The sequence below is a fragment of the Taibaiella koreensis genome (assembly GCF_003545715.1).
Classification (GTDB): domain Bacteria; phylum Bacteroidota; class Bacteroidia; order Chitinophagales; family Chitinophagaceae; genus Taibaiella; species Taibaiella koreensis.
In genome coordinates, this window is record NZ_QVNU01000007.1 from 1 (window position 1) to 26,726 (window position 26,726).

27 protein-coding genes are annotated in these 26,726 nt (G+C 51.4%); 9 read left to right on the forward strand and 18 right to left on the reverse strand.

The window, feature by feature from the left end; translation table 11 throughout:
- Positions 1–261: 261 nt before the first annotated feature.
- Both trmD and DZK30_RS20230 read left to right on the forward strand, forming a co-directional pair.
- The gene (gene trmD / locus DZK30_RS20225; RefSeq protein WP_118976009.1) at positions 262–939 is read left to right on the forward strand and encodes a tRNA (guanosine(37)-N1)-methyltransferase TrmD; all 678 of its coding nucleotides are present in this window, start codon (positions 262–264) and stop codon (positions 937–939) included.
- 106 nt (positions 940–1,045) lie between these two features.
- Positions 1,046–2,146: a S1 family peptidase gene (locus tag DZK30_RS20230; RefSeq protein WP_118976010.1), complete on the forward strand. Its 1,101-nt coding sequence runs from the start codon at positions 1,046–1,048 to the stop codon at positions 2,144–2,146.
- Between the two features lie 102 nt (positions 2,147–2,248).
- On the opposite strand, the gene DZK30_RS20235 is transcribed toward DZK30_RS20230, so the two are convergent.
- The 3 genes from DZK30_RS20235 to DZK30_RS20245 form a co-directional block, all read right to left on the reverse strand.
- Positions 2,249–2,479 (reverse strand): hypothetical protein, encoded by a 231-nt coding sequence (locus tag DZK30_RS20235; protein WP_118976011.1) that lies wholly within the window; start codon positions 2,477–2,479, stop codon positions 2,249–2,251.
- 112 nt (positions 2,480–2,591) lie between these two features.
- Positions 2,592–3,209 carry an L-threonylcarbamoyladenylate synthase gene (locus tag DZK30_RS20240; RefSeq protein WP_118976012.1) on the reverse strand — a complete coding sequence of 206 codons (618 nt, stop codon included), beginning with the start codon at positions 3,207–3,209 and terminating at the stop codon, positions 2,592–2,594.
- Between the two features lie 128 nt (positions 3,210–3,337).
- Positions 3,338–4,636 carry an NAD(P)/FAD-dependent oxidoreductase gene (locus tag DZK30_RS20245; RefSeq protein WP_118976013.1) on the reverse strand — a complete coding sequence of 433 codons (1,299 nt, stop codon included), beginning with the start codon at positions 4,634–4,636 and terminating at the stop codon, positions 3,338–3,340.
- A 195-nt stretch (positions 4,637–4,831) separates the two neighbouring features.
- On the opposite strand from DZK30_RS20245, the gene DZK30_RS20250 reads away from it, so the two are divergent.
- From DZK30_RS20250 to DZK30_RS20260, 3 genes are all read left to right on the forward strand, one after another.
- Complete coding sequence (locus tag DZK30_RS20250; RefSeq protein WP_162903283.1) at positions 4,832–6,295, forward strand: hypothetical protein; 1,464 nt, start codon at positions 4,832–4,834, stop codon at positions 6,293–6,295.
- A gap of 171 nt (positions 6,296–6,466) precedes the next feature.
- Positions 6,467–6,715, forward strand: a complete 249-nt coding sequence (locus tag DZK30_RS20255) for a class I lanthipeptide (protein WP_118976015.1) — start codon at positions 6,467–6,469, stop codon at positions 6,713–6,715.
- A 265-nt stretch (positions 6,716–6,980) separates the two neighbouring features.
- A complete protein-coding gene (locus tag DZK30_RS20260; protein ID WP_162903284.1) occupies positions 6,981–7,301 on the forward strand; it encodes a class I lanthipeptide in 321 nt (106 codons plus the stop codon).
- 83 nt (positions 7,302–7,384) lie between these two features.
- On the opposite strand, the gene recN is transcribed toward DZK30_RS20260, so the two are convergent.
- Positions 7,385–9,043, reverse strand: a complete 1,659-nt coding sequence (recN, locus tag DZK30_RS20265; protein ID WP_118976017.1) for a DNA repair protein RecN — start codon at positions 9,041–9,043, stop codon at positions 7,385–7,387.
- Between the two features lie 122 nt (positions 9,044–9,165).
- On the opposite strand from recN, the gene DZK30_RS20270 reads away from it, so the two are divergent.
- From DZK30_RS20270 to DZK30_RS20285, 4 genes are all read left to right on the forward strand, one after another.
- Complete coding sequence (locus DZK30_RS20270) at positions 9,166–10,545, forward strand: thioredoxin family protein (protein WP_118976018.1); 1,380 nt, start codon at positions 9,166–9,168, stop codon at positions 10,543–10,545.
- Complete coding sequence (prmC, locus tag DZK30_RS20275; protein WP_118976019.1) at positions 10,542–11,432, forward strand: peptide chain release factor N(5)-glutamine methyltransferase; 891 nt, start codon at positions 10,542–10,544, stop codon at positions 11,430–11,432. The genes DZK30_RS20270 and prmC overlap by 4 nt, the downstream gene beginning before the upstream one ends.
- 59 nt (positions 11,433–11,491) lie before the next feature.
- Positions 11,492–12,055, forward strand: coding sequence for a ribosome recycling factor (gene frr, locus DZK30_RS20280; RefSeq protein WP_118976020.1), 564 nt, complete (start codon positions 11,492–11,494; stop codon positions 12,053–12,055).
- Between the two features lie 164 nt (positions 12,056–12,219).
- On the forward strand, positions 12,220–13,899 hold the full coding sequence (locus DZK30_RS20285) for a C45 family peptidase (RefSeq protein WP_118976021.1): 1,680 nt from the start codon (positions 12,220–12,222) through the stop codon (positions 13,897–13,899).
- Between the two features lie 345 nt (positions 13,900–14,244).
- Here the strand turns inward: DZK30_RS20285 and DZK30_RS20290 are convergent, their stop codons facing one another.
- The 14 genes from DZK30_RS20290 to DZK30_RS20360 all read right to left on the reverse strand — a co-directional run bounded on the left by DZK30_RS20290 (position 14,245) and on the right by DZK30_RS20360 (position 26,686).
- The gene (locus DZK30_RS20290) at positions 14,245–15,378 is read right to left on the reverse strand and encodes a formimidoylglutamase (RefSeq protein WP_118976022.1); all 1,134 of its coding nucleotides are present in this window, start codon (positions 15,376–15,378) and stop codon (positions 14,245–14,247) included.
- Positions 15,379–15,483: 105 nt separating this feature from the next.
- Positions 15,484–16,086: a bifunctional phosphoribosyl-AMP cyclohydrolase/phosphoribosyl-ATP diphosphatase HisIE gene (gene hisIE, locus DZK30_RS20295; RefSeq protein WP_118976023.1), complete on the reverse strand. Its 603-nt coding sequence runs from the start codon at positions 16,084–16,086 to the stop codon at positions 15,484–15,486.
- Positions 16,083–16,835: an imidazole glycerol phosphate synthase subunit HisF gene (gene hisF, locus DZK30_RS20300; protein ID WP_118976024.1), complete on the reverse strand. Its 753-nt coding sequence runs from the start codon at positions 16,833–16,835 to the stop codon at positions 16,083–16,085. Before hisF ends, hisIE begins: the two co-directional genes overlap by 4 nt.
- Complete coding sequence (gene hisA / locus DZK30_RS20305; protein WP_118976025.1) at positions 16,829–17,542, reverse strand: 1-(5-phosphoribosyl)-5-[(5-phosphoribosylamino)methylideneamino]imidazole-4-carboxamide isomerase; 714 nt, start codon at positions 17,540–17,542, stop codon at positions 16,829–16,831. Before hisA ends, hisF begins: the two co-directional genes overlap by 7 nt.
- Entirely contained in the window at positions 17,539–18,117 is a 579-nt protein-coding gene (hisH, locus tag DZK30_RS20310; protein WP_118976026.1) for an imidazole glycerol phosphate synthase subunit HisH, read from the reverse strand. The genes hisA and hisH overlap by 4 nt, the downstream gene beginning before the upstream one ends.
- Complete coding sequence (hisB, locus tag DZK30_RS20315; protein ID WP_118976027.1) at positions 18,114–19,202, reverse strand: bifunctional histidinol-phosphatase/imidazoleglycerol-phosphate dehydratase HisB; 1,089 nt, start codon at positions 19,200–19,202, stop codon at positions 18,114–18,116. Before hisB ends, hisH begins: the two co-directional genes overlap by 4 nt.
- 12 nt (positions 19,203–19,214) lie before the next feature.
- Positions 19,215–20,246: a histidinol-phosphate transaminase gene (hisC, locus tag DZK30_RS20320; protein ID WP_118976028.1), complete on the reverse strand. Its 1,032-nt coding sequence runs from the start codon at positions 20,244–20,246 to the stop codon at positions 19,215–19,217.
- A 2-nt stretch (positions 20,247–20,248) separates the two neighbouring features.
- The gene (gene hisD / locus DZK30_RS20325) at positions 20,249–21,529 is read right to left on the reverse strand and encodes a histidinol dehydrogenase (RefSeq protein ID WP_118976029.1); all 1,281 of its coding nucleotides are present in this window, start codon (positions 21,527–21,529) and stop codon (positions 20,249–20,251) included.
- A 20-nt stretch (positions 21,530–21,549) separates the two neighbouring features.
- Positions 21,550–22,407: an ATP phosphoribosyltransferase gene (gene hisG, locus DZK30_RS20330; protein WP_118976030.1), complete on the reverse strand. Its 858-nt coding sequence runs from the start codon at positions 22,405–22,407 to the stop codon at positions 21,550–21,552.
- A 560-nt stretch (positions 22,408–22,967) separates the two neighbouring features.
- The gene (locus tag DZK30_RS20340) at positions 22,968–23,375 is read right to left on the reverse strand and encodes a DUF2752 domain-containing protein (protein ID WP_118976032.1); all 408 of its coding nucleotides are present in this window, start codon (positions 23,373–23,375) and stop codon (positions 22,968–22,970) included.
- A gap of 12 nt (positions 23,376–23,387) precedes the next feature.
- Positions 23,388–23,726 carry a TM2 domain-containing protein gene (locus tag DZK30_RS20345; protein ID WP_118976033.1) on the reverse strand — a complete coding sequence of 113 codons (339 nt, stop codon included), beginning with the start codon at positions 23,724–23,726 and terminating at the stop codon, positions 23,388–23,390.
- Between the two features lie 374 nt (positions 23,727–24,100).
- Entirely contained in the window at positions 24,101–24,595 is a 495-nt protein-coding gene (locus DZK30_RS20350; protein WP_118976034.1) for a hypothetical protein, read from the reverse strand.
- Between the two features lie 259 nt (positions 24,596–24,854).
- A complete protein-coding gene (gene accC / locus DZK30_RS20355) occupies positions 24,855–26,192 on the reverse strand; it encodes an acetyl-CoA carboxylase biotin carboxylase subunit (protein WP_118976035.1) in 1,338 nt (445 codons plus the stop codon).
- A gap of 62 nt (positions 26,193–26,254) precedes the next feature.
- Positions 26,255–26,686 (reverse strand): four helix bundle protein, encoded by a 432-nt coding sequence (locus DZK30_RS20360; protein ID WP_240432960.1) that lies wholly within the window; start codon positions 26,684–26,686, stop codon positions 26,255–26,257.
- Positions 26,687–26,726: the final 40 nt, after the last annotated feature.

Consider the following 26,726-nt stretch of genomic DNA (forward strand, 5'->3'; position numbering starts at 1 on the left):
CCTAATACCTAATACCTAATACCTAATACCTAATACCTAATACCTAATACCTAATACCTAATACCTAATACCTAATACCTAATACCTAATACCTAATACCTAATACCTAATACCTAATACCCAATACCTAATACCTAATACCTAATACCTAATATCTAATACCTAATACTTAATACCTAATACTTACAATCGCTAACATCTCATATCTAACGTCTAACGTCTAACATCTAACATCTAACGTCTAATATCTAACATCTCATAATGCGCATCGATATCATTACTGTTGTACCTCATTTGCTCGAAAGTCCTTTTGCCCACTCCATCATGAAACGGGCGCAGCAAAAGGGGCTGCTGGAAATACAGGTTCACAACCTGCGCGATTATACGCCCTATGCCCATGCCCAGGTCGATGACTACCAGTTTGGGGGTGGGGCAGGTATGGTAATGATGCCAGAACCCCTGGTGAGGGCTATCGAAAGCCTGCAGTCGGAGCGTAGCTACGACGATATCATCTTTATGACGCCCGACGGGCAAAGGTTTGAGCAAAAAACCGCCAACCGCCTGTCGATGAAGGAGAACCTGATGATCCTTTGCGGGCATTATAAGGGAATAGATGAACGGATAAGAGAACACTTCGTAACCCTGGAGCTGTCGATAGGTGATTATGTGCTGAGTGGCGGCGAGCTGGCGGCAGCAGTGGTCGTGGACGCCGTGGGCCGGCTGATACCGGGTGTGCTCGGCGACGAGACTTCTGCTTTGTTCGATTCTTTCCAGGACGATCTGCTGGCGCCCCCTGTTTATACGCGACCGGCCGATTTCAGGGGCTGGAAAGTGCCGCAGGAGCTCTTGAGCGGCGATCCCAAGATCATCGATGCCTGGCGTTACGAGAAAGCTTTGGAACGGACACAGCAGAGGCGGCCCGATCTGCTGGAGGACTGATCGCCTTTTCCTTTTAGCTTGTCCGTATTACCTTCCTGCAAATAGTCTGAATTACCTGATATTTTTGCATCTTTACGCCCGATAGAACCCTTATCATTGCCGAAATATGAAGACCAGGAATTACCTACCGGCCCTTATCTGCTGCGCCGGATTGTGGTTGCTAGCGGCCTGCAGCAACCCGGAAGACAAAGATCGCAAAAAGATGCAGGAGGAGCTCGAAGCCCAGCGAAAAGAGCTGAGCGAGCTGCGCCAGAGCAGCAGCAAGGCTAACGAGACGCTCGCCGATAAGTTTGACCATGTGCACAAATCCGTAGTAATGATCATGGCCGAAGGCGAGGAGGAGCAAAGCCAGGGCTCCGGCATCATCATTAACGAGGAAGGCGATGCTATCAGCAATTTCCATGTGTTCCAGAACAGCAAGCGGGCCTACGCTATCGATGCCGATGGCCGCAAATACCCGATCACCAAGATCTATCGCTTCAGCGAAGACGACGACTATATCTTTTTCAAAATAGGCAGCGGAACGCAAAAATTCCAACCGGCAACCATTGCCACGGCCTTGCCTAAAATAGGGGCCGGATGCTTTACCGTCTCCAATCCACGGGGCCTGGAGCAAACCCTTTCCAACGGGATCATATCTGCATTCAGAGACGATAACCGCGTCATCCAGAATACGGCCAATATAACCCATGGCAGCAGTGGCGGCGCCTTATTCAACGATCAGGGCGAGGTAATCGGCATTACGACCAAAGGTGTGATCGAAGACAACCTGTTCTTCGCGATCAATATTGAAAAGCTGCCCCTGGCCAATTACAAGAACGATTTCGAGCTGACGACGGAGGCTTCCACTGCCAGCGTGGATCAAGGCGATGGTGTGGCGGCCATCAAAACCTTCCTGCTGGCCGAAGAACACCGCAATCTCGGGGAAATACTATCCTGCTTCTCTTCCAATATGTACCGTTACTGGGACCTGCAGCCACCCAGTCAGGCCCAGCTGGCCAACCGCTATCGTCATTCCTGGTCGATAACGGAAAATGCCGTGAACGACCTGAAAGATATCCGTAAGATCGATGAGCATACTTACGTTTATACAGTCGATTTTACCTATTTCAGCATAAAAGACCAGGCCTATAAAACCGTAAATAACGCCAGGGTGCAAGTGGTATTTGATGACAGCTATAAGATCGTGGCGATCTTTGGCGCGTGATTATGCGGTATATCAGTGAAGCGACTGTGTAAGAGAAAGGCTGTCTCTTGTGTTTGCATTACGCAAATGTAAGAGACAGCCTTTCCGGCTTTTTATTACATCTTAGGGGCACCACTGCGGGCAGGTCGTATGATTGCAGGTCTGCCAGCAGGAATCGCAATAGCTGGGACAGGTGCCCACGGTTGCCGACAAGCAATTGTTGGGACCGCAGGTACAAAGTGTCTGGTTGGATGGACCGGGACCACCTCCGCCGGTGGTCAGCCTTTGCTGGAGCACACTTATGGTTTCTTTTCCCAGCGCCAGCTTATGGATACACAACTTTGCCTTTTTCATAAAAAAATGGTGTTTGTTTCCTGCAAGTTACAAGCATCTTGTAGCCGGAAACAATAGACCCAAACCTTGATTTTCGGACTCAGGGTTTTCCTCGCGAAGTGCGCCGGCCGTCTTACAAAAGTCCTTCCCAGGGTCCTGCGCCTTCTCTTATCAGCTCTGGTTCCGGACCTGTGCAATCGATCACCGTAGAGGCCATCATACTGCCTATGCCGCTGTCGATCACCATGTCCACCTGCTTTTCAAAGATATCGTGTATGATCTCCGGATCCGTGTAATATTCGACATCGCTGTCCATGGGCAGCGATGCGCTCATGATCGGGTGATCCAGCTCCTGTACGATCGTCTGGCAAATAATATGGTCGGGCACTCTGATGCCTACGGTATCTCTTTTGGTCTTCAATAGTTTCGGCACCTCTCTCGTGGCCTCAAGGATAAAGGTATAAGGGCCGGGCAGCGCTTTCTTCAGCAGCCGGAAAACAGGGGTGTCGATATTGCGGGCATAATCGCTGAGGTGGCTCAGGTCGCGGCAGATAAAAGAGAAGTGTGCATCCTTGGGTTGAATATTCTTGATCCGGCAAATACGTTCGATGGCCTGCGGGTTATAGATATCGCAGCCAATGCCGTAAATGGTATCGGTAGGGTAGATAATCACCCCACCGGCGCGCAGGCAATCTACTACCGCTTTGATGTTGCGGGGCTGAGGGTTTTCGGGATGCAGGTGAATGAGCATAGATCTGATTTTTGTTTGGTTGTGCCGGGCTATACCAGTGCACAGAAAATCGTAAGCCGGTTGCAGAACAGGGTTGCCTTCTCTCCGCCGCAGAGGTTACTGCCCGCGCTTTCTGTTTCAGGCTGTTCCTACGTATGTTCGGCTTCGTCGGTTTCCATCACCATTTCCACCTGCTTTTTCGTTGGCAGCAGGATCAGGCGCAGCGTAGTGTCGTTGGTGAAATAGCTGATGGCCCAATTGATGAAGATAAACAATTTATTGCGGACGCTGAGGATCAGCATCAGGTGCAGGAACATCCAGGTAAACCAGGCCAACCGACCCTGGAAGCTGAAGCGGGGTAGATCGACTACTGCCTTGCGCTTACCGACAGTAGCCATGGAACCCGGGTCTTTGTACTCAAACTCCTTCCGGCTTTTTCCGGCGAGCGATGCTTTGAAATTTTTGCCCAGAAGCTTGGCCTGGTTGATCGCCACATTGGCTACCTGCGGATGACCTTTGGGATATTTGGGGGTTTCCATATACGCGATATCACCTAGCGCATAAATATTGTCAAAGCCATCAACCTGGTTGTACCGGTCAACCTTAAGGCGGTTGCCCCGTTGTACCAGTTCCCGCGGCAGGCCGTCGGGAACATTCCCGGTAACGCCGGCTGCCCATACCAGGTTATGTGTTTTAACGCTGCGGCCATCTTTAAGATAAACGGTAGTGCCGTCGTAGCGTTCTACTACGGAATTGGTCCATACCTGTACGCCCAACTGCTCCAGGTATTGCTGCGATTTTTGTTGCGATGCCTTCGACATGGGCCCCAGGGTTGCAGGGCTGCCTTCAAGCAGGTATACCTGCAGCCGGCTGAAATCCATATCGGGGTAGTCTTTTGGCAGCACATTGCGTTTCATTTCGGCAAAGGCGCCGGAAAGCTCTACGCCGGTGGGGCCGCCGCCCACTACTACAATGTTCAGGATCGCTTCCAGCTCTTCGCCGTCTGCGCGTAAGGCCTCCTCAAAGTTCATGAGGATACGGTTGCGCAGGGCCATGGCTTCCGTGGTGCTTTTCATAGGAAAAGCTTTTGCCGCGATCTCCTGGTTGCCAAAAAAGTTGGTGGTACAACCGGTGGCGATCACCAGCCGGTCGTAGGGAAAGTCGCCGATATCGGTTACCACCTTGTTTTCCCCGGTACGGATCTCTTTCACATCGGCAACACGAACGTGAATATTCCGTTTACCCTGGAATATCTTTCTTAAAGGAAATGAGATACTGCTGGGTTCGATACGTGCTGTAGCGACCTGGTAGAACAAGGGTTGGAATTGGTGGTAATTGTAACGATCGATGAGGGTAATATCGAAAGAAGTATTGCCTAGCTGACGTGCCAGCTGCAATCCTGCAAAGCCCGCTCCAAGGATAACGATCCTTTTATTTTGTTGGGACATAGCAATTTATTTACAAAATTAGGTGGCTAAATCGGTTCTCCGAAATAATTACATGTATATAACTATATTGTTTTGTTATGCCTGTTAATTTGTGACCGGTAGGATTGCAAGGCTTTCATAAGCAGCGGTTAATTATATTTTTTGTTGCCTGAATTTATGTCTAACTTGTTGTATGGAACGTAACTTTGCTATAAGATGAGAAACATAATTTTCAGCATGGTATTGCTGCTGGGGTTTTCCTTCGGACCGGCCAGCGCACAGGATATTTTTTATTCCCGGGAACAAAAATTCACCTTCCAGAACAGCGATTTCAACGTTGTGGGCTGGTCGGGCGACCGTTTGTACACCTATCGCGCATCGAAGGAGGGTTATTATCTCGATGCCTACAATGATTCTATGCGCCTGCTGGCGACTATAGCGCTGGATTTTTTCCCGCAGAAAATATATGCGACCCGCTTTTATACCACCGACGACCAGATCATCGTGCTGTACCAGGCGGTACAAAGCAGCCAGGTGGTGCAGTATGCGGCGAAGCTGGACAGCAGAGCGCGCATGCTGCAAAAGCCGATAGCCCTGGATTCGGTGAAAATGGGCTGGCTGTCTGCCGACAGGCAGTACTATTCCTCAGCAATGAGTGGCGATAAGAGCAAGCTCGTCGTGTTCAGATTGGGTAAAAGAAAGAACGGCCGCCAGGAATTCAGCACCATACTCCTCGACAATGCTCTTAATGTGTTGGCTAAGGGGCATCCTTTTATCACTTCCCAGGACGATTTCAGCCTGGGGCAGTCCTTACTGGCCAATGACGGTAGCTTGTATCTCTCCGGCTTCAACGGTTCGGACGAACGTAGCCTCAGCGGCGACGCCTGGCTCTTCCGCCTGGCGCCCGACGGCGCACAATTCAGGGATATAGCATTGCCCCTCGGCACCGATTACTTGTCAGGATTGTTTATGCGTGCCGACGACAACAAGGATCAGATTTATATAGGCGCTTTCTTTGCCGGAAGAAAATCGGGCAATCTTGATGGAATCGTTTATGCTATGTTTGACAGGGCCAGCGATACCTTCAGCGTGTTTAAGAAGATCCCTTTCGACGATCAGCTGCGCAATGCCACGGATGACCGCAATAAGAAAAAAGCATTTAACGACTTCGTGGTGCGCGACCTTATCGTTAAGAACGACGGCGGATTTATCCTGGTAGGCGAGAGCTACTATATTACCACACGTACTTCTATTTACGGACCGGGCTACGGCGGCTATTACTCCTGGTACAACAACGGCTATCCCACTTCGTCGACAAGGGAGTATCATTATGGCGACATTATGGTGCTGGACTATGATATAAACGGTGAGCGCAAATGGCAGAACTTCATTCGCAAGGAGCAATACTCGCAGGAAGACGACGGACTGTTTTCTTCCTATGCTATGCTCAATTCGGGCGCCAGCCTGGTATTCCTCTACAACGATTTTTCGACCAGCAAATCCACGCTTAACCTGGCCGCCGTTGATATATCGGGTAGTCTTCAGCTGAAAAAAATGAATCCGGGCCGGTCGGCCGGCGCCGACTGGCTGCCCCGTTCGGGTAAGCAAACAGACACCAGGGAGCTATTGATCCCTGTGCTACGCCGCAACAGTATTGGCTTTGCCCGCGTGGTGTTCTAACCCCCCGGGGATGACCAGAATATATTTTATGGTAAAACGGGCCGCTCTTTACAGGGTGGCCGGTTTTGATCCCTTCTGCACAGCGGGCCGTCATCGCGATAATATAGGTAAAGACACTGAAATTTTTTTTCAGTGTGGGGCAGGAACTTTGATTACCTAAAACGTCGATGTATGAAAAAGAAAAAAATCACATTGCAGAAGCTGAACCTGAATAAGGACACGATCTCGCTCCTGACCGAAGATCACCAGGCACGCATCAACGGTGGCGGACCGATCTCCGTAGGACAGGAATGGTGTCCTGGCGGTCCCACCCGCAACCAAACCGAAAACTCTGCCGCGCCGGGCTGCGCCTGCTGTGTACGCTACTCCTACGTGCCGGTTTGCAATACACTGGTAGGACCGGGAGGTAACTGTAACTAATACACAGCGGGGCCCGGTGACAACACCGGGCTGGTTCAGGCCCGGACTTAGTACCTTGGCTTTACTGTGTAACAGAGGCCGCCTGAAAATTACGTTTCAAGCCTGTTTACAATTCGAACTGCTCGATGTGACAGGCTTGAAACCATTTTAGGCAGCCGCTGTTTTTGCCCGTTAAGATCTGTTACAGAAAACCACTGAAAATAATTTTCAGTAGAACCCGGCAATTTTGGTGGCGCATTCATTTACCAAACAACACACCAAAACGATGAAAAAGAAAAAGATCGACTTTCAGCGGAAGCTGATGCTGAACAAGCAAGTAGTATCGGCCCTTAATGGTAACCAGGCCGGGCTTGTGATTGGCGGGGCGCCTACGCTGACCAATGCCTGCGGCGGCGCGACCTGTGTACCGGCAACCAATATCAACTGTCCCATTACCGGCGCCGGCAGCTGCTGGTGTACCGAGCCTGGCGGCACTGTGGCTTGCGGCATTACCCAAACACCCAATTGCCAGACGCAGCAATTGCCCAACGGGACCATTTGCGCCACGCGCCAGAATCCGGCGCAAACGGAATGTGTTTGTATCTGATAACGTTTATATGAGGCTGTTGTGATCGTGAAAAAGGCCCCGTGGAAGCTGGTCCCCGGGGCCTTGTGTTGCATGGAATATTTTTATCCTACCAGCTCACGGGCGTTTTCTATGGCCGCTTCGGATGGCTGCTCACCACCGATCATTTGCGCGATGGCCCTGATGCGCTCATCGTTGTTGAGCAGGCGGATGCGTGTTTTGACCTGTCCCTGTTCGGTCGTGGTCTTGTATACATAATAATGCTGTGTGCCTTTGCCGGCTACTTGTGGCTGGTGCGTAATGCAGAGTACCTGGTGGTAATCGCTGAGCGAGCGCAGCAGCAAGCCTACCTGCTTAGCGGCTTCACCGGAAATGCCGGCATCGACCTCATCAAAAATAAGTGTAGGCAATGCAAGCGCTTTGGCGGTAAACGCTTTGATGCAAAGCATGATACGGCTCATTTCCCCGCCGGATGCCGCTTTCTGTACAGGACTGAATTTGCCGCTTTTGTTGGCATCGAAAAGAAAACTCACCTGATCGCTGCCATACTCCTGCAAGGATTCCGAAGGTTGCACTTCTATTTTTAGCAGGGCGTTGGGCATACCCACCAATGCCAGCAGCTCGTTTACTTTCCCGGCGAAGCCCGGCGCCGTTGCCTGTCGTTTTTTATGAAGCTGTGCCGCCAGGCGGGTCAATGTTGCGGTCGCCTGTGCTATTTGTTCCTGCAGGTCCTGCAGCGCCTGGCCGGCATTGTTCTGTTCCTGCAATTCGGAAGAGAGCTGCTGATGAATGGCGATCAGTTCCGCAGTTGTTTGTACCCCATGCTTCTTCTGCAGGCGATAGCCCAGGTCCAGTCGCTCCTGCAAGGTCTGCAATTGTCCGGGATCAAGATCTATGCCGCGTTGCATGTTGTCCAGCTCTTCCGCGATGTCTTTCAATTCCAGGATGGCGCTTTCCATGCGTTGAGCAAGGCCTTCTGCGCCTATCTGCACGGCGGTGATCGATTGAAGCTGCTGCCTCAGGCGTTTCAGCTCATTGTTCAGCGGCTGTTCACCTTCTTCCAGTGCACCATAAACCGCCTGCAATACCGAACTGATCTGCTCGGCATGGCTCAATTGCTTTAGCTGCTGCTCGGCAGCTTCGATCTCTTCCTCTTTGAAAGAAGCCTGCTCCAGCTCATCAAACAGGAATTGCTTGTAATCCGCTTCCTTCTGCCATTGGGCCAGGCTGTCCGATAGCCGGCGGTATTCGCCCTGCAGTTGCTTGTAGCGGCTGTATTGCGACCGGTAATCGGCGAGCAGGGTTTGGTTCTCCGCAACGGCGTCGATCACTTCGTACAGGAAGGTATGCTCTTCGAGAGCCCTGTTATCAAATTGTCGGTGAAGGTCTACCAGGGCCGATGTTAGTTCGTTGAGCTGGGTCAGTGTTACCGGTGTGTCGTTAATAAAGGCGCGGCTTTTGCCCGTAGCGCTGATCTCTCTCCTGATGAGGGTGAGCGGTTCTATATCCAGTTCCTCCCGCTGTAGCAGGCCGTTGAAATAAGTATTGTGCTCCGTATGAAAGGTGGCTTCTACAACGCTCTTTTCTTCCCTGTTGATGAGCACCGAAGTGTCGGCACGGTCGCCCAGGATCAGGGATAGCGCACCCAGGATAATCGATTTCCCGGCGCCGGTCTCTCCCGTGATCACATTCAGGTGCTGATCGAACCGGATCTCCAGCTCATCTATGATCACATAGTTACGGATGTATAATTTTTGTAGCATAGCTAATCGCAATGTGCAAATTTAATCGAATGCACCGTGTTTTGGGAAGACGACTGGTTAATTTTTGAATTCATAGCAATACAGCCCGAATTCGAGTATCTTAGCAGCAAAAAATAATACGGATGAAAAAGATCGGTTTGCTGCTTTTATGCAGCTTTGTCGTCCTTTGTGCGCAGGCTCAGGGTATCCGCTTCGAGACCGGCTCCTGGAAAGAGGTGCTTGCCAAAGCGAAAAAAGAGAAGAAGCTCATCTACATGGATATCTATACCACCTGGTGTGGTCCTTGTAAGATCATGGCCAAGAATATTTTTCCGGCCGAAGCTGCCGGTAATAAGTACAATGCCACTTTTGTCAATTATAAAATCGATGCAGAGAAGGGAGAAGGCATCGATCTGGCAAAGCAATATAAAGTAGAAGGTTACCCGACCAATTTGTATATCGATCCCAATACACAAAACGTGGTATACCGGGTAATGGGGGCCTGCGAGATGGACGAGTTCCTTGGTCGCGCCGAAACGGCTTTGCTGGAACAAAAGGACCCGATGAAATGGGCCGATTATGAGGCGCAGCTGGCTAAAGGCAAAAAGGACAAAGCATTCCTGGTAGCATACCTGGCCAAAGCCAAGCGCCTCGATCATAACGGAGATAAGGGCCTCGACATTTACGTAGCGCAGTTTGTGCCGGCTCAACCGGATGATGAGACCCTGAAATTTCTGACTGAATATACCCAGACGCTCGACAACAAAGCGGTACCGGTGATCTATGCCAATAAAGAAAAGGTGAGCGCCTTGTATCCCGATATGACAGATTATTTTTATTACTTCGGTCCACGACTGGCCTACAATACGTTGAGCCGTGCTATTGAAACCAAAGACGAAAATCTGTTGAAGCTGATTGACGAAGGTATGCGGCGCTATGACATAAGCGCAGGGGGGCTTTCGGGCATGCATTATTTTTACAAAGAATATTTTGGGAAGACGGGCAATGGACAACGGGCCTGGGAAGCTGCCATCGATGAAGCCAATTACTTGCTGGAGCTGCCTTCGGGTACCTATGCTGAGTATGACAAAGCAGAGCTGAAGCGTACCATTGACGGTCTGATCTACCAGTTGAAGGCGATGAAAGTGCCCGATGAAAAATATGATGCTTCCATCGAAGCTACCCTGGCACAACACCCGGACATGCGCCGCTCGGCAACCCTTGGTGCTGCAGAAGCCCTGAATGAATCGGCCTGGAAGGTAGTAGAAAGGAAAAAAGATGATCCTGCTGCCGTGGCCATGGCCGCGAAATGGTCGGATAAAGCCATGGCCCTGGCGGGTAAAGACAGCGAGAGCTGGCCCATGCTTGCCGATACGCATGCCAACCTCTTGTACCTGAGCGGCGATAAGGAAAAGGCAATCACGCTTGAGGCGGAGGCTGTTGCCAGCATGAAAGACATGCCGGAAGATGCGGTTGCGTCCATGAAAGAGACGCTTGAAAAAATGAAAGCCGGTACACTGTGAGCCTTGAAACCGAAGCCGCTTTCCGGCAATTAACGCAGCAATTGACAACCATATACGATGAATCCGAATCAGCAAACATCGCCGGATGGGTGATCGAGGCAGTTACCGGTTATCGGCGCAGTGCCTGGCTGGCGCAGCCGGGAGCAATGCTAAACCCGGAGCAGCAGCAACAGCTGGAGGCATACAGCCGGTCGCTAATGACGCAGCGTCCCGTACAATATGTGCTGGGTGAATGCTATTTCCTCGACATGAAGCTCTTTGTCGATGAGCGCGTGCTGATCCCCAGGCCCGAGACCGAGGAGCTGGCCGACTGGATCATAAAAGAATGGAACGAAAAACCGGGCGTCACCGCAGTCGATATCGGGGCCGGAAGCGGCTGCCTGGCCCTGGCGTTGAAAAAACACCTCGATAGTGCAACAGTATATGCCGCCGATCTGTCGGAAGGAGCGCTTGCCGTCGCCGGGCACAATGCCGGCGCCCTGGGGCTATCCCTGGAATGGCTGCAGGCCGATATTCTGCAGCGGGAAAGCTGGGATCAATGGCCGGGTACAGATATTATCGTCAGCAACCCGCCGTATATTACATTGCCCGAGCAGGAAAGTATGGCTGCTCATGTGCTGGATTATGAGCCGCACCTGGCTTTATTTGTTACCGACCACGATCCCCTGCAATTTTACAAAGCCATAGCTGCCTTTGCTGCACTGAAGCTGCGCCCGGGAGGTTCCGTATTCCTGGAGCTGCATATGGACCATGCAGAGGCGACCAGACAGTATTATGAAGCACTGGGCTGGCATACGGTATTGCGGAAAGATATGCAGGGCAGGGAGCGTATGCTGCATGCCCGGTGGAGGTCTGGCGAAGGCAATCCGGAAGCATTTACATCATAAAATTTGGCATTTGCCATCGGGTTTGCTACTTTTGCTACCCTTGAAAAATTGATCTACATATGTCAGAACAAGCAGATAATATCATACAGAATACAAGTAATCTGATGAAGAAGGCGATCAGCCACCTGGAAAATGAGCTGATCAGGATCAGGGCGGGTAAGGCCAATCCGCAAATGGTCGACGGCATTATGGTCGACTATTATGGTAACCCCACGCCGCTGAACCAGGTCGCCAATATTACCGTGACCGATGCCCGTACCTTGTCCCTGCAACCTTGGGAAAAGCCGATGATCGCACCTATAGAGCGCGCGATCATGCAGGCCAATCTGGGCGTAACGCCTCAAAACGATGGACAGGTGATTCGCCTGTTCCTGCCGCCCCTCACAGAGGAGCGTCGTAAAGAGCTGGTAAAAAAGGTGAATGCAGAAGGAGAGCAGGGTAAAATATCGGTGCGCAGCATCCGCCGCGATATGATTGAGCAGATCAAAAAGCTGCAGAAGGATGGCCTGAGCGAAGACGAGGGTAAGCAAGCCGAAGCCAGCATCCAGGGCATTACCGATAAACACATTGCCCTGGTTGACCAACATTGTAAAGACAAGGAAAAAGAGATCATGACCATCTGATCGGAAAGATTGTGCATATATAACAAGACAGGCTGCCCTACGGCAGCCTGTCTTGTTATATATGTTATCCTTGAGGCAGCGTCCCTGGAATGATCGTTAAACCCTTGTTTTCCCTGTCAAACAGCGGTTATTCTTCCTTTTCTCCTGCTTATCTTTGCATCCCCATGCGTATCCTGAAAAAGATTCTCAAAAGTTTAGCCTGGTTCCTGGGCATTTTCGTCGTGCTGTTGCTCCTTTTCGGTATCTACGTCTGGAAGGTGTCGGAATTCAAGCCACCAGCCGTTGCTGACAGGCAAGTGGAACAGTTACAGCGGCAGCCGCTGGACAGCACGGCCTATACACTCGGCGATAACTGGTTGCGGAAAAGTCGCTATGGTTTGTTCGAAATGTATACTTCCGGAAAGCCTTACGAGCGCGGCGTGATCAATGGCAAGCTCTCGCGCGAATTGATCGTGTCACAGGAAATGGCCTTTACCCACCAGATCCGCAAAATGATCCCTTCGCCTTCGTACCTGAAGTTCCTGAAATACATTATAGGGTTTATGAACCGGGATCTTCCGGCGCATGTAACCGATGAGTATAAAGAAGAGATCTACGGTATTTCCCGGGCTGCATCCGACAGCTTTCAGTGGATCGGCAGCAACTACTCCAGGCAATTAAATTATCATGCTGCCCACGATATCGGTCATGCCCTGCAAAACCTGATGCTGGTGGGTTGTACCTCGTTCGGCGCCTGGGATACCAAAACGGAGAGCGGCGCCATGATCCTGGGCCGGAATTTCGATTTCTGGGTTGGCGACGAATTTGCCAAAAACAAGATCGTCTCTTTTGTGGCGCCCGATAAAGGGCACAAGTTCGCGTTCGTTACCTGGGGCGGCTTTATCGGTGTCGTATCCGGGATGAATGATAAAGGCCTTACGGTAACGATCAATGCGGCCAGGTCGTCGATTCCACATGGGGCTGCAACACCGGTATCGCTGGTGGCAAGGGAAGTGTTGCAATATGCCGGCAATATACAGGAAGCGATAGCGATCGCCCGCCGCCGTAAAATGTTTGTGAGTGAAAGCTTCCTGATCGGTTCCGCAGCCGATCACCGGTCGGTCGTGATCGAAAAGACGCCGGATACGCTAGGCGTTTATGATCCGCATACCGACAATATCGAATGCGCCAATCATTATCAGAGTGACGTGCTGAAAGGACAGGAGCTCAACCGGGAGCAAATGGCCGGCAGCGCCTCTGTATACCGTTATCAGCGGCTGCAGGAGCTGCTGCAAAAGAGCTATCCGCTTAACCCTGCCAAAGTCGCTGCCATTCTGCGCGACTATAAGGGGCTCAACGATGCCGACATCGGTGTGGGTAATGAAAAGGCCGTTAACCAGTTCGTCGCGCATCATTCCGTGATCTTTATGCCCGATAGCCTGCGTATGTGGGTAAGCACTTCGCCCTGGCAGATGGGCGCCTATGTATGTTATGACCTGCGGAAAGTATTTGCGATGAAAGGCCTCGCCGGGGATGAGGAAATTGCCGATACCGGCCTGAACATTGCCCCGGACCCCTTCCTGGCTACCCCTACCTACGCGCATTTCCTTCAATTTAGACAGGCAAAGATGAGTTGGCTGGATCACCTGAAGACCGATGTAGGGCAACTGGCGCCAAACAATCCCGAATATTACGATGCATACCGGCTTACCGGCGACATTTACCTGGGGCAAAAGAGCTATCAGCAGGCAATAGCCGCCTATCGGATGGCCCTGACCAAGGTGATTGCAACGGAAGCCGAACGAAAGTCGATATTGGATAAAATAAGCAAATGCGAGCAGGCTATGAGCAAAGCTAAATCATAGAAACCGGGGTGAAAAACGAATGTCCTCCAGGAATAGAGGACATTCTTTAAACCAATAACCGCGTACTATGAAAAGATAATCTATGTACATCAAATATTGTGCCAGATTTTCATACGTCTTTTTCTTTTAGTTCTTTAAGACAGGTAAGGGCCTCATTCCCTGCTTTTAATGTGGTAGTACCATTGCAGACTTTTTTTCATCAGCACATAGGTCATACAAAAAATACCAGGCTTACCCATAAGCCTGGTATTTTTTATGCTATAAAGTTATTTGGCCGCGCCGATATAAGAAACAAATCCTCTCCGGTCCTCGAGTTTGTCCCAAAGACAGCTATAGCGAGGTGTTTTATACGATGCGTTCCTGCTCCCGGAACCAGCGCTCGGGGATTTCGTTATTGCCTGCAGTAAGATAATCGTTATAGCTACAGGGCGTGAAAGTGCCTTCAGGTAGCTGCATCCACCAGCGATTGGTCTTTTTACTCTTCAGGAAGAGCGCATCATTACCGGAGAACGCCACATGATACTCAATAAATTCTTCCCGGTTGTTGAGCACGGCTTCATTCCTGCGTACCAGGTAGCCGTCCACAAAATACCATAGCATCTGTGCGATTAGTTTAGCACCTTGTTTGCTCCTGTCCCATTCCGCCTGGTAGCCGTATATCCCGAGAGAGGACAGACGGCCACTCATACCTGCATATCGCGCCAGCTGGCACATCTCATCGCCGAAAAAGCCGTTGGGAGAGCCGTTCTTCAGAAAAGGCGCATCGCAGAGTCGTACGGCATTCATATCAATGCTTAGCAAATTGCAGTCCCGCAATACCGGTTCCATCTCTTCCATGTCTTCCCTTACCCGGCCCAGGCGAAAGCAGTCGAAGCGTAACTTATCCAGCGTTTCCAGCATATTGGGGTTGACGTAATAGCTCTGAAAACCCATATGGCTGAAGTGGCGCACAAAATTGGGCTGTTCGGTGAGCATATTCATCAGGAAACCTTCATCACTGATGCCTTCCGTCTCCTCAAGGTCGATCAGCATGTCGATCACCGCAGCGTTGATGGTCTTACCCAGCTTTTTGAACACATCATATTGCTGGAGCGTAAGGTCGTGTGAGCCGCCGATCACTACTGCTATCTTACCCGCTTCTTCTATTTCCTGGAGCACGGTGCGCAAGGCCGCACGGGTATCGCCGGGCGTAGCGCCTTCCCTGATATTGCCCATGTCGGCCACCTTTACCGAAGTATGCCAATCATACATACGGTACAATTCTTCCCGTATGGCGTCGGGACTGTGGCTCCAGGGGGCATCAAGGCCTGTGCCCCTTTGTTCGCCGCAACCGACCAGCACAATATCGGCTTCGCTCCAGTCACTATTGTATTCGGTAATGGGTAAAATGCGTTTCCCGATCTGTAAAGCGTGCCGGGCATCATTCTGAGGGAGTTCAGCAAAGTGTTTTGCTGCAAAAAACGAGTGTAGATCGCTCATGTACGTCCTGTAAATTTAATACGGCCGTAAAGATACCATACCCCTCTCAATGAGTAGAAAAATTTATTCCACTATGCGTCGCCCTTACCGGATCTTAGTCGCAGTTTATTCCCTGCCGGACTTCGTGCTGCGTTGCTGCAACACTTCTTCAATGCGCTCAAGTTTTTGCCCTTTGGCCTGCAGCAGCAGCAGGAAGTGAAAGAGCAGGTCTGCCGCCTCGTTGCAGAACCGCTCCCCGTTATCATCTTTAGCTTCGATTACTAATTCTACTGCTTCTTCACCCACTTTTTGCGCCATTTTATTGATCCCTTGCCGGTACAGGTTACCGGTGTAGGAGGCGGGATCATCGCCGGCAATGCGGCTGCTGATCGTGGCTTCAAGCTGGTAGAGAAATCCCCTGGCGCTTTCCGTGCCAAAGCAGGAGCGGGCGCCCGTATGGCAGGCCGGGCCCAGGGGTTCAACGCGGATGAGTAACGCATCGTTGTCGCAGTCTTTACAGATATCCACCACCCTCATTTCATTACCGGAGGTCGCGCCTTTGGTCCATAATTCCTGACGGCTGCGGCTATAGAAGGTTATCTTGCCTTCCCTGCGGGTTTGTTCGAGCGCGCTGGCGTTCATATAGCCGAGCATCAATACTTCCAGGGTATAATAGTGCTGTATGATTGCCGGCACCAGCCCTCCGGCCTTGTCAAAGTCGATTGTCATCTTATGGGAATTTGAGCGGTTTTTAAATAAGCTTTAAGCTCCGGCAGGCGAAGTTTGCCAAAATGGAATACGCCGGCGGCAAGAGCAGCCGTTGCTTCGGTTGTCTCGAAAAGGGTTTTGAAATCGTCCGGACATCCTGCACCGCCGGAAGCAATCACCGGCAGGGACACGGCCTGGCATACTTCCTGTATGGTAGTCAGGTCGAAGCCGCTGCCGGTGCCGTCTTTACCCATAGCCGTAAGCAGTATTTCGCCGGCGCCATAAGCTGCAGCCTGCCTGGCCCACGCCGTCGTGAATAGGGATGTCGCCTGGCGTCCGCCGTGTGTAAAGACACATTGCTGCCCTGCGTTTATACGGGTATCGATGGCCACTACTACACATTGGCTGCCCAGCCTTGCGGCCAGCTCTCCGATGAGTCCTGGCCGCTGTACAGCAGCGGTATTGACACTGATCTTATCGGCCCCCGATTGTATCAGCTGTATGGCATCGGCCACAGAGTTGATGCCGCCGCCTACGGTAAACGGAATATGAATTGCTTTGGCAACACGGCTTACCAGCGCGCATAAAGTCTTCCTTTTTTCTACCGTAGCGGTAATATCGAGAAAGACCAGCTCGTCGGCGCCTTCTGCTGCATATTGGCGGGCCAGGGCAACCGGATCGCCGGCATCGCGCAGCTGTTCAAAATGTATTCCTTTCACCGTCCTGCCATCGCGGATATCGAGGCAGGGAATGATCCTTTTTTTCAGCATAGCGATTCCAGTTCTTTTAAAGTAATGTTCCCTTCATACAGGGCTTTGCCAATGATCGCTCCGGCACAGCCTGCTGCCTTTAGCACCGCCAGGTCGGCAAGACTTGCGATGCCGCCGCTGGCGATGAGCGCCAGGCCGGCCTGATTGATGATCTCTTCATAAAGGCCGGTGGACGGACCTTCCAGCATACCATCCTTACCGATGTCGGTGCAGATGGCTGTTTGAACACCTTGCTTGCTGTAAGCAGAAAGGAAGTCAACCACATCGGTATCGGTCGTTGTAAGCCAGCCTTGCGTGGCTATCTTGCGTTGGCGACAGTCGGCACTGAGCCACACGCGTTCCGGGCCATAAGTCGACAGCCATTCCAAAAAGCGCTCCGGGGCTTCCGCGGCCATGCTGCCGATCACTACATACGCGGCGCCGCAATCGAACGCCATACGCAGCGCTTCAGCGGTTTTGAGACCACCGCTGAAATCAACTGCCAGGTGAGTATGCCGCGTGATCTGTTCCAGCACTTTGTAGTTGACCGCATGTCGGGAACGGGCGCCATCCAGGTCGACGAGATGGAGTCGTGTAAGGCCATGCGCCTCGAAGGACTTTGCCACCTCAAGCGGATCGGCAGAATAGATTTTTTGCAGGGCATAGTCGCCCTGGGAAAGACGTACACAACGCCCATCCATGATATCAAGTGCAGGAATGAGGATCATAAGCTCAGGAAATTTTTAAGGATTGCTGCACCGGCGCCGGCCGATTTTTCGGGATGGAACTGGGCCGCATAAAAATTATTTTTTTGCAAGGCGGCACTGAAAGACAATTGGTAATCGCAGACCGCTATTGTATCGGCACAGCAGGCCGCGTAATAGCTGTGCACAAAGTAAACGTCGGCTTCAGCATCGACACCGGCAAACAATGGACCTTCCTGCTGCTGCAGGTTGTTCCAGCCCATATGAGGCACCCTGGCACCGGGTGGAAAACGCCTGACTACCGTATCGAAAATGCTCATGCCTGTTGTCGTGCCCTCTTCCGAAAAGCGGCACATCAATTGCAGGCCGAGGCAGATACCGAGCACAGGCTGTTCCAGCGTGGGGAGCAGCCGGTCCAGTCCTTTCTCCCGGAGATATTGCATAGCGGAGGCCGCTTCACCCACACCAGGCAGAATCACCTTCTCCGCCTGCCTGATCAGCGCCTCATCGTCGGTTGCTATAGCTTCGCGGCCAAGCCGTTCCAGCGCATTGATCACCGAGCGGATATTGCCGGCATTGTATTCTACGATAGCGATCATAAGCTGCCTTTTGTGCTGGGGATAAGATAACTGTCGTTCCTGTGTATCGCTGCTTGCAACACGCGAGCAAACGCTTTGAATATGGACTCAATTTTGTGATGTTCATTGTCGCCTTCAGCTTTGATGTTAAGGTTACAGGCGGCATGATCGCAGAAGGACCGGAAGAAATGGGAGAACATCTCGGTCGGTACATCACCTATTTTTTCCCTACGGAAATGGGCATCCCATACCAGCCAGGACCGGCCACCCAGGTCGAGGGCCACCTGTGCCAGGCAATCGTCCATAGGGAGCAGGAAAGCGTAACGTTCGATGCCTTTCTTACTGCCAAGGGCTTCACGGAAGGCGCTGCCCAGCACGATCGCCACATCTTCCATCGTATGGTGCTCATCTACCTGCAGGTCTCCTTTGGCCTGAACCTCCAGGTCGAAGCCGCCATGGCGTGCGATTTGCGCCAGCATATGATCCAGGAAACCCAGGCCGGTACCGATCGCGCTTTTGCCGGATCCGTCGAGGTTAAGCCGTACCAGGATATCGGTTTCGCTGGTCCGGCGTTTCACCTTGGCACAGCGCGGCTGTTGCTTCAGGTAAGCGTAGATGTCGGCCCAGGACGGGGTTGATAGTGCGGCTGTCTCCTGCTGCTTTTCCCCCAGGTAAATAGCTTTACAGCCCAGGTTCTGCGCCAGCTGGATATCGGTCAGCCGGTCGCCGATCACATAAGACTCAGCTATGTTGTAAGGACCTTTGAGATAGTGGGTCAGCATAGCGGTCCCGGGTTTGCGGCCCGGCGATCCGTCTTCTGGAAAGGAGCGGTCGATAAGAATCTCATTGAAGATGATACCCTCGTTTTCCAATGTGGTCAGTATTTTGCGTTGTACCGGCCAGAAGGTTTCTTCTGGGAAAGATGGCGTGCCCAGACCATCCTGGTTGCTTACCATCACCAGCTCGTAGTCGAGCTCGGCGGCAATGCGGGAAAGGAACCGGAAAACGCCGGGATAAAAGACCAGCTTCTCCAGGCTGTCGACCTGGAAATCGGGCGGCTCTATGACTAAGGTGCCGTCGCGATCGATAAACAGTACTTTTTTCATGTCAATCATTTTTTAATAGAATAAAACCATTTGCTGCAGGGCGCCGACAAGCTGTGCGTTCTCCGAGGGGCTTCCCACAGTGATCCGGAGGCAACCGGGCGCCTGGCTATGGCGGTTACGTACGATCAGGCCCTGTGCGGCAAGGTGGGCGTACACCTGCTCCGCCTCCGTCATTTCCACCAGCAGGAAATTGGCATCGGAAGGGTAGACCTTTTTCACCATAGGAAGTCGTCGCAGCGCTGCTTCCAGCCATCGCCGCTGATCAAGGATCATCGCTTTACGCTGCTCGAAAGTTGCCGTATCGGACAGGGCTTCCAAAGCTGCTTCCTGGTTCAGGGTACTCACGTTGTAAGGGGGCTTTACCCTATGGAAAAGGTTGATGATCGCTGCAGAAGCATAGCCGGCCCCGATCCGGGCGCCTGCCAGCCCCCATGCCTTGCTTAAGGTCTGCAGTACGATGAGGTGGGGGTACCGGTCCAGCTGTTCCAGCAGGGAATCCCTGCCTGCGAAGTCGATATAGGCCTCGTCGACGATAACAATGCCATCGAAGGTGTCCAGCACCAACGTCAGCGCATCGAGACAGTTGCCGGTAGGATTGTTGGGCGAACAGAGGAAAGCCAGCTTCAGATCTTTATCTGCCAGGGCTTCCCGGTAGGCTTCCGCATCGATCTGGAAGTCTTTGGTTAAGGGCAATCTTACCACTGCTACATCATTCAAGCGGGCGCTGACCTCATACATACCATAGGTAGGCGTAAAGATCAGGGCCTTGTCCTGCCCGGGACGACAAAAGATGCGAAAGGCCAGGTCGATCATCTCATCGCTGCCATTGCCGATGAAAATATTGGCGAGGTCCACCTGCTTGTGTCGCGCCAGCGCCTGTTTCAGTTGCAGCTGTTCCGGGTCGGGATAACGGTTAAAGGTACCCCAGGGATTTTCATTAGCATCGAGCCGGATGTTGCTCCCGCCTTTATATTCAGAGCGTGCGCTCGTATAAGGCTGGAAGTCCAGCACATTGCTCCGTATCAGTTGTTGTAGGGAACGCATCGTTATAAAGATTTTAATCTAATGGTTACAGCTTGTTTGTGTGCATATAATTGTTCTGCTTCGGCCATCAGCTCGATAGCCGGACCCAGCCGGCGTAATCCTTCTGCGCTGATTTCCTGGAAGCTGATCTTCCTGAGAAAAGCATCCAGCGATACGCCGCTATAGCTCCGGGCATATCCGTTGGTCGGTAAGGTATGATTGGTGCCGCTCGCGTAATCGCCTGCACTTTCGCAACTGTAGGGTCCCAGAAATACAGAGCCGGCATGCTGCACCTGATCGGTATAAGCCGGGGCATTGTCCATGGCAAGTATCAGGTGCTCGGGGGCATAATGATTGCTGAAGTCCAGGCAGGCTTTAAGGCTTTCCAGCAATATCGCTTTGCTGTGCTGCAAAGCCTGCCGCGCAATATCCGCTCTGGGCAAGGCTTGCAGCTGCTGCTCTAATGCCGCCAATACATTGTCGATCGTATCTTCGTCGTCAGATAGCAGCAGCACCTGGCTGTCGGGACCATGCTCGGCTTGTGACAGCAGGTCGGCGGTAATGAAAGCAGGATTACAGCCGTTGCCGGCGATCACCAGCACTTCGCTTGGACCGGCCGGCATATCGATGGCCGTCCCGTTGAGCTGCGCTACTTGTTTGGCTGCTGTTACATAAGCATTTCCCGGTCCGAAAAGCTTGTCCACCTTAGGTACGGCATCTGTACCGATAGACATAGCGCCGATAGCCTGTATACCGCCGATACCAAAGATGGTGCGAATGCCCACCAGGTCTGCGGCATAAAGGATGGCCAGATCAATAGCGCCGTTGTTATCCGAAGGTGTGCATAGCACTACTTCCCGGCAGCCGGCCAGGCGCGCCGGAATACCCAGCATTAGCACCGTAGAGAAGAGTGGCGCCGAACCGCCCGGTATATACAAGCCCACTGTGTCGATGGGCCGGCTTTCCAGGCGGCAGCTGACACCGGGCATGGTAACCACGGACAAGGGTTCCTGCCGCTGTGCTGCGTGGAACTGCGTGATATTGCCGGCAGCCAGCTGTATCGCCAGTTTCAATGGTTCTTCTAGCTTGTCTGCCGCCGCAGCGATTGCCTGATGGCTTAGACGTTGCACCGGCCGGTCGTTCCCGTCGTATTGCCTACAGTATCGTACCAAGGCTTCATCACCATCGCGCCGTATATCGTCAAAGATACGGTTGACCAGGGGAAGGATATCGGTTACAGGTGCTGCGGGACGCTGTGCCAATGTTGGCCATGCCGATAGGAGCGGGTAGCGTATTTTCTGCATAAAGAGATGATGTTAGCAGGTTAAAGGATCATTTTTTCTATAGGGATCACCAGGATGCCCTCGGCGCCGGCTTTTTTTAGTTGGCCCGTCACTTCCCAGAATATATCTTCCCGTACAACAGAGTGGATGCTGCTCCAGCCTTCGCGTGCCAAAGGCAATATGGTTGGGCTTTTCATGCCGGGAATAAGCGTGCTGATCTCCGCCAGCGCTGCATCGGGTGCATTGAGCAATATGTATTTGTGCGTTGCCGCATTGTGTACGGCCCGAATGCGGAAACGGAGCTGCTCCAGTATGGCTGCCGGTCCGGGACCGATGCCAGGCGTAGCGATCAGCACGGCTTCGCTTCGTAGTATGGTTTCCACTTCTTTGAGGCCGTTCATCAGCAGCGTGCTGCCGGTGCTCACAATGTCGCAGATACCATCGGCAAGGCCTATGCCCGGTGCTATTTCCACACTGCCACCGATCTCTTCTATCTCGGCAACGATTTGCTGTTCTTTTAAAAAAGCGCCCAGGATACGGGGATAGCTGGTCGCGATCCTTTTATTGTTGAAATAACGCAGACCGGTATAGCTTTCCTCGCGGGGAATGGCCAGCGAAAGCCTGCAGGCCGCGAAGCTCAGCCGGTCCAGCGTTGCCACGTTCCGCGCCTTTTCCAGTACCTCATTCTCTCCCAGGATACCGATATCGGCTACGCCTTGCTCTACGTATTGCGGAATATCATCGTCGCGGAGGAAGAGTACTTCCAATGGAAAATTGGTTGCGGTTGCTCTTAGCTTACGGTCGCCATTGGCAAGCCGGATACCGCAGGTCTTGAGCAATTCGAGGGATTGCTCGCTCAGTCGGCCGTTCTTTTGTATGGCCAGCTTTAATGTGCACATGAAAGATAAAAATGTGCCTGGGCAAATCGGGTGGGAGAGGGCAAAAGAAAAACCCGCCTGATGTGCTCAGACGGGTTTCAGAAATATGGTTGGGATTACACCAAATCATTTCCACCTGGCTGAGTGCCGGTATGAAAATGATGATGATGCAATTGTGTAAAGGACATGTTTTCTTTTTTTACCGTGGCGAAAGTAGGGAACTATTTTGAAATACCTATTAAAAAAATCCCGTAACAACAATAATTAACACAAGCGATACGCCTGCCGGCCTTATCAAGGCATTGAAAAAAAGCCATGGCTAGCGGGAAACACCCGTTGCCATGGCTGCTAACAAAAAACAAAAACAAAAACCAGGATAAAATACCATCAACATAATATCGTCTTAGATGGCTACTCTAAATTACGGCATTCGTCCCGGATCGTGATTTTTTTTCGGTAAATATGGGCTGTGGTCAGGTAAATGGGATTTTAGATTTTAGATTTTAGATTTTAGATTTTGAATTTTAGATTTTGAATTTTGGGAATTTGAGATTTGGGTTTTGGAATTTCGATATTGCCCGCTATAAGCCTTTGCTGATCCCCCATATCCAATTGGCCAGGACGAGCACGATGGCAATCAGCGCAAAGGGAGGTCTCTGCAGCATCGCTTCAACCCGGCGATAGGCCATATAAAAGCTCTGTTGCCGCCATATCAGGTCGCGCAGCATCCATACCGGCGCCACCAGCAGGAACAGGAATACAGGAAAACCCAGAGGGTTATAATAAAAGGCTGCCGAAGGCTTGCCATCGAGTATAGCCACCAGGGCCCGGGTAACCCCGCAGGCAGGGCAGGGTAAGCCGGTCAGGAAATGCCAGGGGCAAAGCCTGAAGGTGTTGTGCTCATGGAGCATATTGCCCGAAAAAGCCAGCCAGCCATAGCCAGCCCCACATGCCAGGAGCAAAAAGACATATAGCTGGTTGCGGCGCATATATAGCCCGTTTTAGTACAGCACCTGCTGCAGCTTGGCCAGGTTCTTTTCCCGCGTAGCGCCCATGATGAGGAACCAGTCTACGATAGCCCATATACCCATGCCGCCACAGGTGAGTAGCTTACCGATACCCATGCCGGTGTCGCCGATGAGAAAACGGTCAATGCCCAGGCTGCCGGCCAGCAGGGACACGATCAGTATAGTGGTGGGATCGTTGAACTCCAGTGTCTGGAGCGCCATCCAGCGCGAATCGTCGGCCTGTAGCAAGCGGTCGCGGATAGCGGTGAGGTGATAGCTTTCAAAGTACTTACCGTTCGTCATCAGGAACAGGTCTACTTTCTGGTTGTCCATGGGGTTTATATTTATTGGTGCAGCAAAACTACGCGTTTGCAAATAAAAAATATTGACTATCCGGATAAAGGAAACAAAGTTTTGCATGTCCATAGATACCAGTTGGCACGCTTTGATTTGTCCATCTTTTATTGGGTGTCAATATCTTTTTCTTTTTTGGCGGAGCAAAAAAAGAAAACAAAAAAGGCGGAAAAAAAACAATGCTCGCTGTTTTTTTGGCTGGCGCACCCGGGCTTAAAAATAGATAGCAACTTCAATTCAGCATTGCCGGACATAGGGTCAGAGATCAACGTTTTAATCATTAACCCAAAGGATCATTTCTTCATGGCCCTATTTTTAGCTGGTTTCCTGTATCGGGATAGTCAAAAAAATAATCAGGTATTCCCGGGGCGTACTACTGTGGCCTCCCATAGCGTCCGCAGGTCATCGATAGACCGCCGGCTTTCAAACTTAAATGCGCCCATAACCAATACATACAGGAACAGCAACATTGCGGCAGGAATGAATGCGGCCGGTCCGCCGGCAGACAATGCGGCGATTGCAGCGAACCCAACCCCCAAAGCCCAAATGCAGATAAAGGCAAGGACAAGCGGATGGAGTCTCATCCGCACCTCGATCGTAGCGCCGTCCACATCGGTATAAATTTTGCCGCTGATGCGGGGAAGAAAAGAGTTGCGATAACGGATTTCCCTGCTTATGGCAAAGCCGTCCATTGCTATTTTTCCCTTATAGGCAGCGCCGGAAAACCCGCCCCAGAAGCTCCGCGAGGAATGGGGAGGCGGCGTTAACATTGTGGTTAGCCTTTGGAGCACTTCCTCTTTTCCCAGACTCGTTTTGAAGCTTATATGTTCGGCTGGCAGTAATATCATGGCATTGGGTATTACCACAAAGACCTATAAGGATGGATACCTTATAGGTCTTTACAGTACAGGTCTTGAAGATACAGGTCTTAACGATGAAAGAAATTTATCGTTAAGATCTTTTTTGTTAAGTGACTATCCGGATATAGGAAACAGGATACAATTTCCTTCTACATAACGGTTGTTGAGCTTGTCGAAACACCATCTTTGTCCTTTCGACAAGCTCAAGGACCGGCTTTGTTTCCTATATCCGGATACCCGGACTTTGTTATTTAAGTTCGAATGTTTCAATGAATTTGGTCGTAAAGTTACCTTCCCGGAACTGTTCGTTGCGCATCAGCTGAATATGGAAGGGGATCGTAGTCTTTACGCCTTCGATCACATATTCGCTCAGGGCGCGTTCCATAGTTGAGATGGCTTCTTCACGGGTTTGCGCAATAGCAATCACCTTGGCGATCATAGAATCGTAATAAGGCGGAATGGTATAGCCGGCATAAATATGGGAATCGACGCGAATACCATGTCCTCCCGGCGTATGCAGCACCGTGATGGTGCCGGGGCTCGGGCGGAAATCGTTGTATGGATCTTCGGCATTGATACGGCATTCGATGGCATGCATCTTAGGCTCGTAGTTCTTACCGCTGATGGGTACGCCTGCTGCGATCTTGATCTGCTCTTTGATCAGGTCAAAGCTGATCACTTCTTCCGTTACGCCGTGCTCCACCTGGATACGGGTATTCATTTCCATGAAATAGAAGTTGCGGTGCTTGTCGACCAGGAATTCGATCGTGCCTACGCTTTCATAATTAATGGCCGATGCCGCTTTAATAGCCGCTTCTCCCATTTTCTGGCGCAGCTCGGGTGTAATGAACGGAGAGGGTGATTCTTCCACCAGCTTCTGGTGCCTGCGCTGAATGGAGCAATCCCTTTCGCTCATATGGCATACGGTACCGTATTGGTCGCCTGCCACCTGTATCTCGATATGCCGGGGTTCTTCCACAAATTTTTCCATGTAGATGCCGTCGTTCTTGAACGAAGCGGCGGCTTCGGCCTTGGCGGTATCATAGGCCTTCTCGATCTCTTCTTCGTGCCATACCACACGCATACCCTTTCCACCGCCACCGGCAGTGGCTTTCAGGATAATGGGGTATCCCATATCCTTGGCCAGTTGTTTGGCTTCTGCCACGCTTTGCAGCAGGTTCTCAGAACCGGGGATTACCGGCACACCGGCCCTGATCATGGTTTCCTTGGCGGTCATTTTGTCACCCATGGAACGGATCATATCGGGTGTGGGTCCTATAAATTTGATATTGTACTGGGCGCAGATCTCAGCAAAGCCTGCGTTCTCGGCCAGGAAGCCGTAGCCGGGGTGGATGGCGTCGGCATTGGTGATCTCGGCAGCCGCCATAATATGCGGGATGTTGAGGTACGAATCGGCGCTTTGCGCTTTGCCGATACATACTGCTTCATCAGCAAAACGTACGTGCAGGCTGTCCTTGTCGGCTGTGGAATAGATCGCAACAGTCTGGATGCCCATTTCCCGGCAGGTGCGGATAATACGCAGGGCGATCTCACCCCGGTTGGCAATCAGTATTTTTTTGAACATGTATTTCTAATGTGAAAATGTGAAAATGCGCCGATATGCAAATCGCTTGTCATGCAAAAAGTTCAAGTTGTACGATCGTTTTTCCTTTTTGATGTCGACAGTATTTTCCCCAATATCTGATGAAGTACCTCCAGCTTTGTGAGCAATGTAGTACAATCGGGATACTTTGGGGCATAAGAGCAAAGGCTCAGCCAATACTGCGTTTCCTCCGCTTCCTTTGCCGCTATTTTGATTTTATGAATAAAATCTGCTTTGCTTTCTGCATTCTGCGCCTCCATTGCATTGGCTCCGATCGCTGTGCCGGACTTCAGAAGCTGATTCGCGATCACGAATTTTCTGCTGCTTTCCAGTATTTCGCAATATTCAATAACTAATAGCGAAAACGCGAATGAAAGCTTCAACAATGGGTTATTGTCAATTTTTTCTTTTTGCATCTTCAAAAAATAAAAAAATGATATAATCAGCAAAATAGCTTTTTTCCCGTTTATCTCCATTGGGCTAACGTGGCTATTGTACCTGTGATTAATATTCAAA

Bases quoted from the DNA above. Each gene is read 5' to 3' on its own strand.
- accC (WP_118976035.1), bottom strand. From the start codon at position 26,192: ATGTTCAAAAAAATACTGATTGCCAACCGGGGTGAGATCGCCCTGCGT.
- hisF (WP_118976024.1), bottom strand. From the start codon at position 16,835: ATGCTGAAAAAAAGGATCATTCCCTGCCTCGATATCCGCGATGGCAGG.
- DZK30_RS20285 (WP_118976021.1), top strand. From the start codon at position 12,220: ATGCGTATCCTGAAAAAGATTCTCAAAAGTTTAGCCTGGTTCCTGGGC.
- recN (WP_118976017.1), bottom strand. From the start codon at position 9,043: ATGCTACAAAAATTATACATCCGTAACTATGTGATCATAGATGAGCTG.
- hisB (WP_118976027.1), bottom strand. From the start codon at position 19,202: ATGAAAAAAGTACTGTTTATCGATCGCGACGGCACCTTAGTCATAGAG.
- DZK30_RS20350 (WP_118976034.1), bottom strand. From the start codon at position 24,595: ATGATATTACTGCCAGCCGAACATATAAGCTTCAAAACGAGTCTGGGA.
- hisIE (WP_118976023.1), bottom strand. From the start codon at position 16,086: ATGACAATCGACTTTGACAAGGCCGGAGGGCTGGTGCCGGCAATCATA.
- DZK30_RS20250 (WP_162903283.1), top strand. From the start codon at position 4,832: ATGAGAAACATAATTTTCAGCATGGTATTGCTGCTGGGGTTTTCCTTC.
- hisC (WP_118976028.1), bottom strand. From the start codon at position 20,246: ATGCGTTCCCTACAACAACTGATACGGAGCAATGTGCTGGACTTCCAG.
- hisH (WP_118976026.1), bottom strand. From the start codon at position 18,117: ATGATCGCTATCGTAGAATACAATGCCGGCAATATCCGCTCGGTGATC.
- DZK30_RS20240 (WP_118976012.1), bottom strand. From the start codon at position 3,209: ATGCTCATTCACCTGCATCCCGAAAACCCTCAGCCCCGCAACATCAAA.
- DZK30_RS20290 (WP_118976022.1), bottom strand. From the start codon at position 15,378: ATGAGCGATCTACACTCGTTTTTTGCAGCAAAACACTTTGCTGAACTC.
- DZK30_RS20255 (WP_118976015.1), top strand. From the start codon at position 6,467: ATGAAAAAGAAAAAAATCACATTGCAGAAGCTGAACCTGAATAAGGAC.
- frr (WP_118976020.1), top strand. From the start codon at position 11,492: ATGTCAGAACAAGCAGATAATATCATACAGAATACAAGTAATCTGATG.
- hisG (WP_118976030.1), bottom strand. From the start codon at position 22,407: ATGTGCACATTAAAGCTGGCCATACAAAAGAACGGCCGACTGAGCGAG.
- DZK30_RS20260 (WP_162903284.1), top strand. From the start codon at position 6,981: ATGAAAAAGAAAAAGATCGACTTTCAGCGGAAGCTGATGCTGAACAAG.
- hisA (WP_118976025.1), bottom strand. From the start codon at position 17,542: ATGATCCTCATTCCTGCACTTGATATCATGGATGGGCGTTGTGTACGT.
- DZK30_RS20230 (WP_118976010.1), top strand. From the start codon at position 1,046: ATGAAGACCAGGAATTACCTACCGGCCCTTATCTGCTGCGCCGGATTG.
- hisD (WP_118976029.1), bottom strand. From the start codon at position 21,529: ATGCAGAAAATACGCTACCCGCTCCTATCGGCATGGCCAACATTGGCA.
- DZK30_RS20345 (WP_118976033.1), bottom strand. From the start codon at position 23,726: ATGGACAACCAGAAAGTAGACCTGTTCCTGATGACGAACGGTAAGTAC.
- DZK30_RS20270 (WP_118976018.1), top strand. From the start codon at position 9,166: ATGAAAAAGATCGGTTTGCTGCTTTTATGCAGCTTTGTCGTCCTTTGT.
- DZK30_RS20245 (WP_118976013.1), bottom strand. From the start codon at position 4,636: ATGTCCCAACAAAATAAAAGGATCGTTATCCTTGGAGCGGGCTTTGCA.
- DZK30_RS20340 (WP_118976032.1), bottom strand. From the start codon at position 23,375: ATGCGCCGCAACCAGCTATATGTCTTTTTGCTCCTGGCATGTGGGGCT.
- DZK30_RS20360 (WP_240432960.1), bottom strand. From the start codon at position 26,686: ATGGAGATAAACGGGAAAAAAGCTATTTTGCTGATTATATCATTTTTT.
- trmD (WP_118976009.1), top strand. From the start codon at position 262: ATGCGCATCGATATCATTACTGTTGTACCTCATTTGCTCGAAAGTCCT.
- DZK30_RS20235 (WP_118976011.1), bottom strand. From the start codon at position 2,479: ATGAAAAAGGCAAAGTTGTGTATCCATAAGCTGGCGCTGGGAAAAGAA.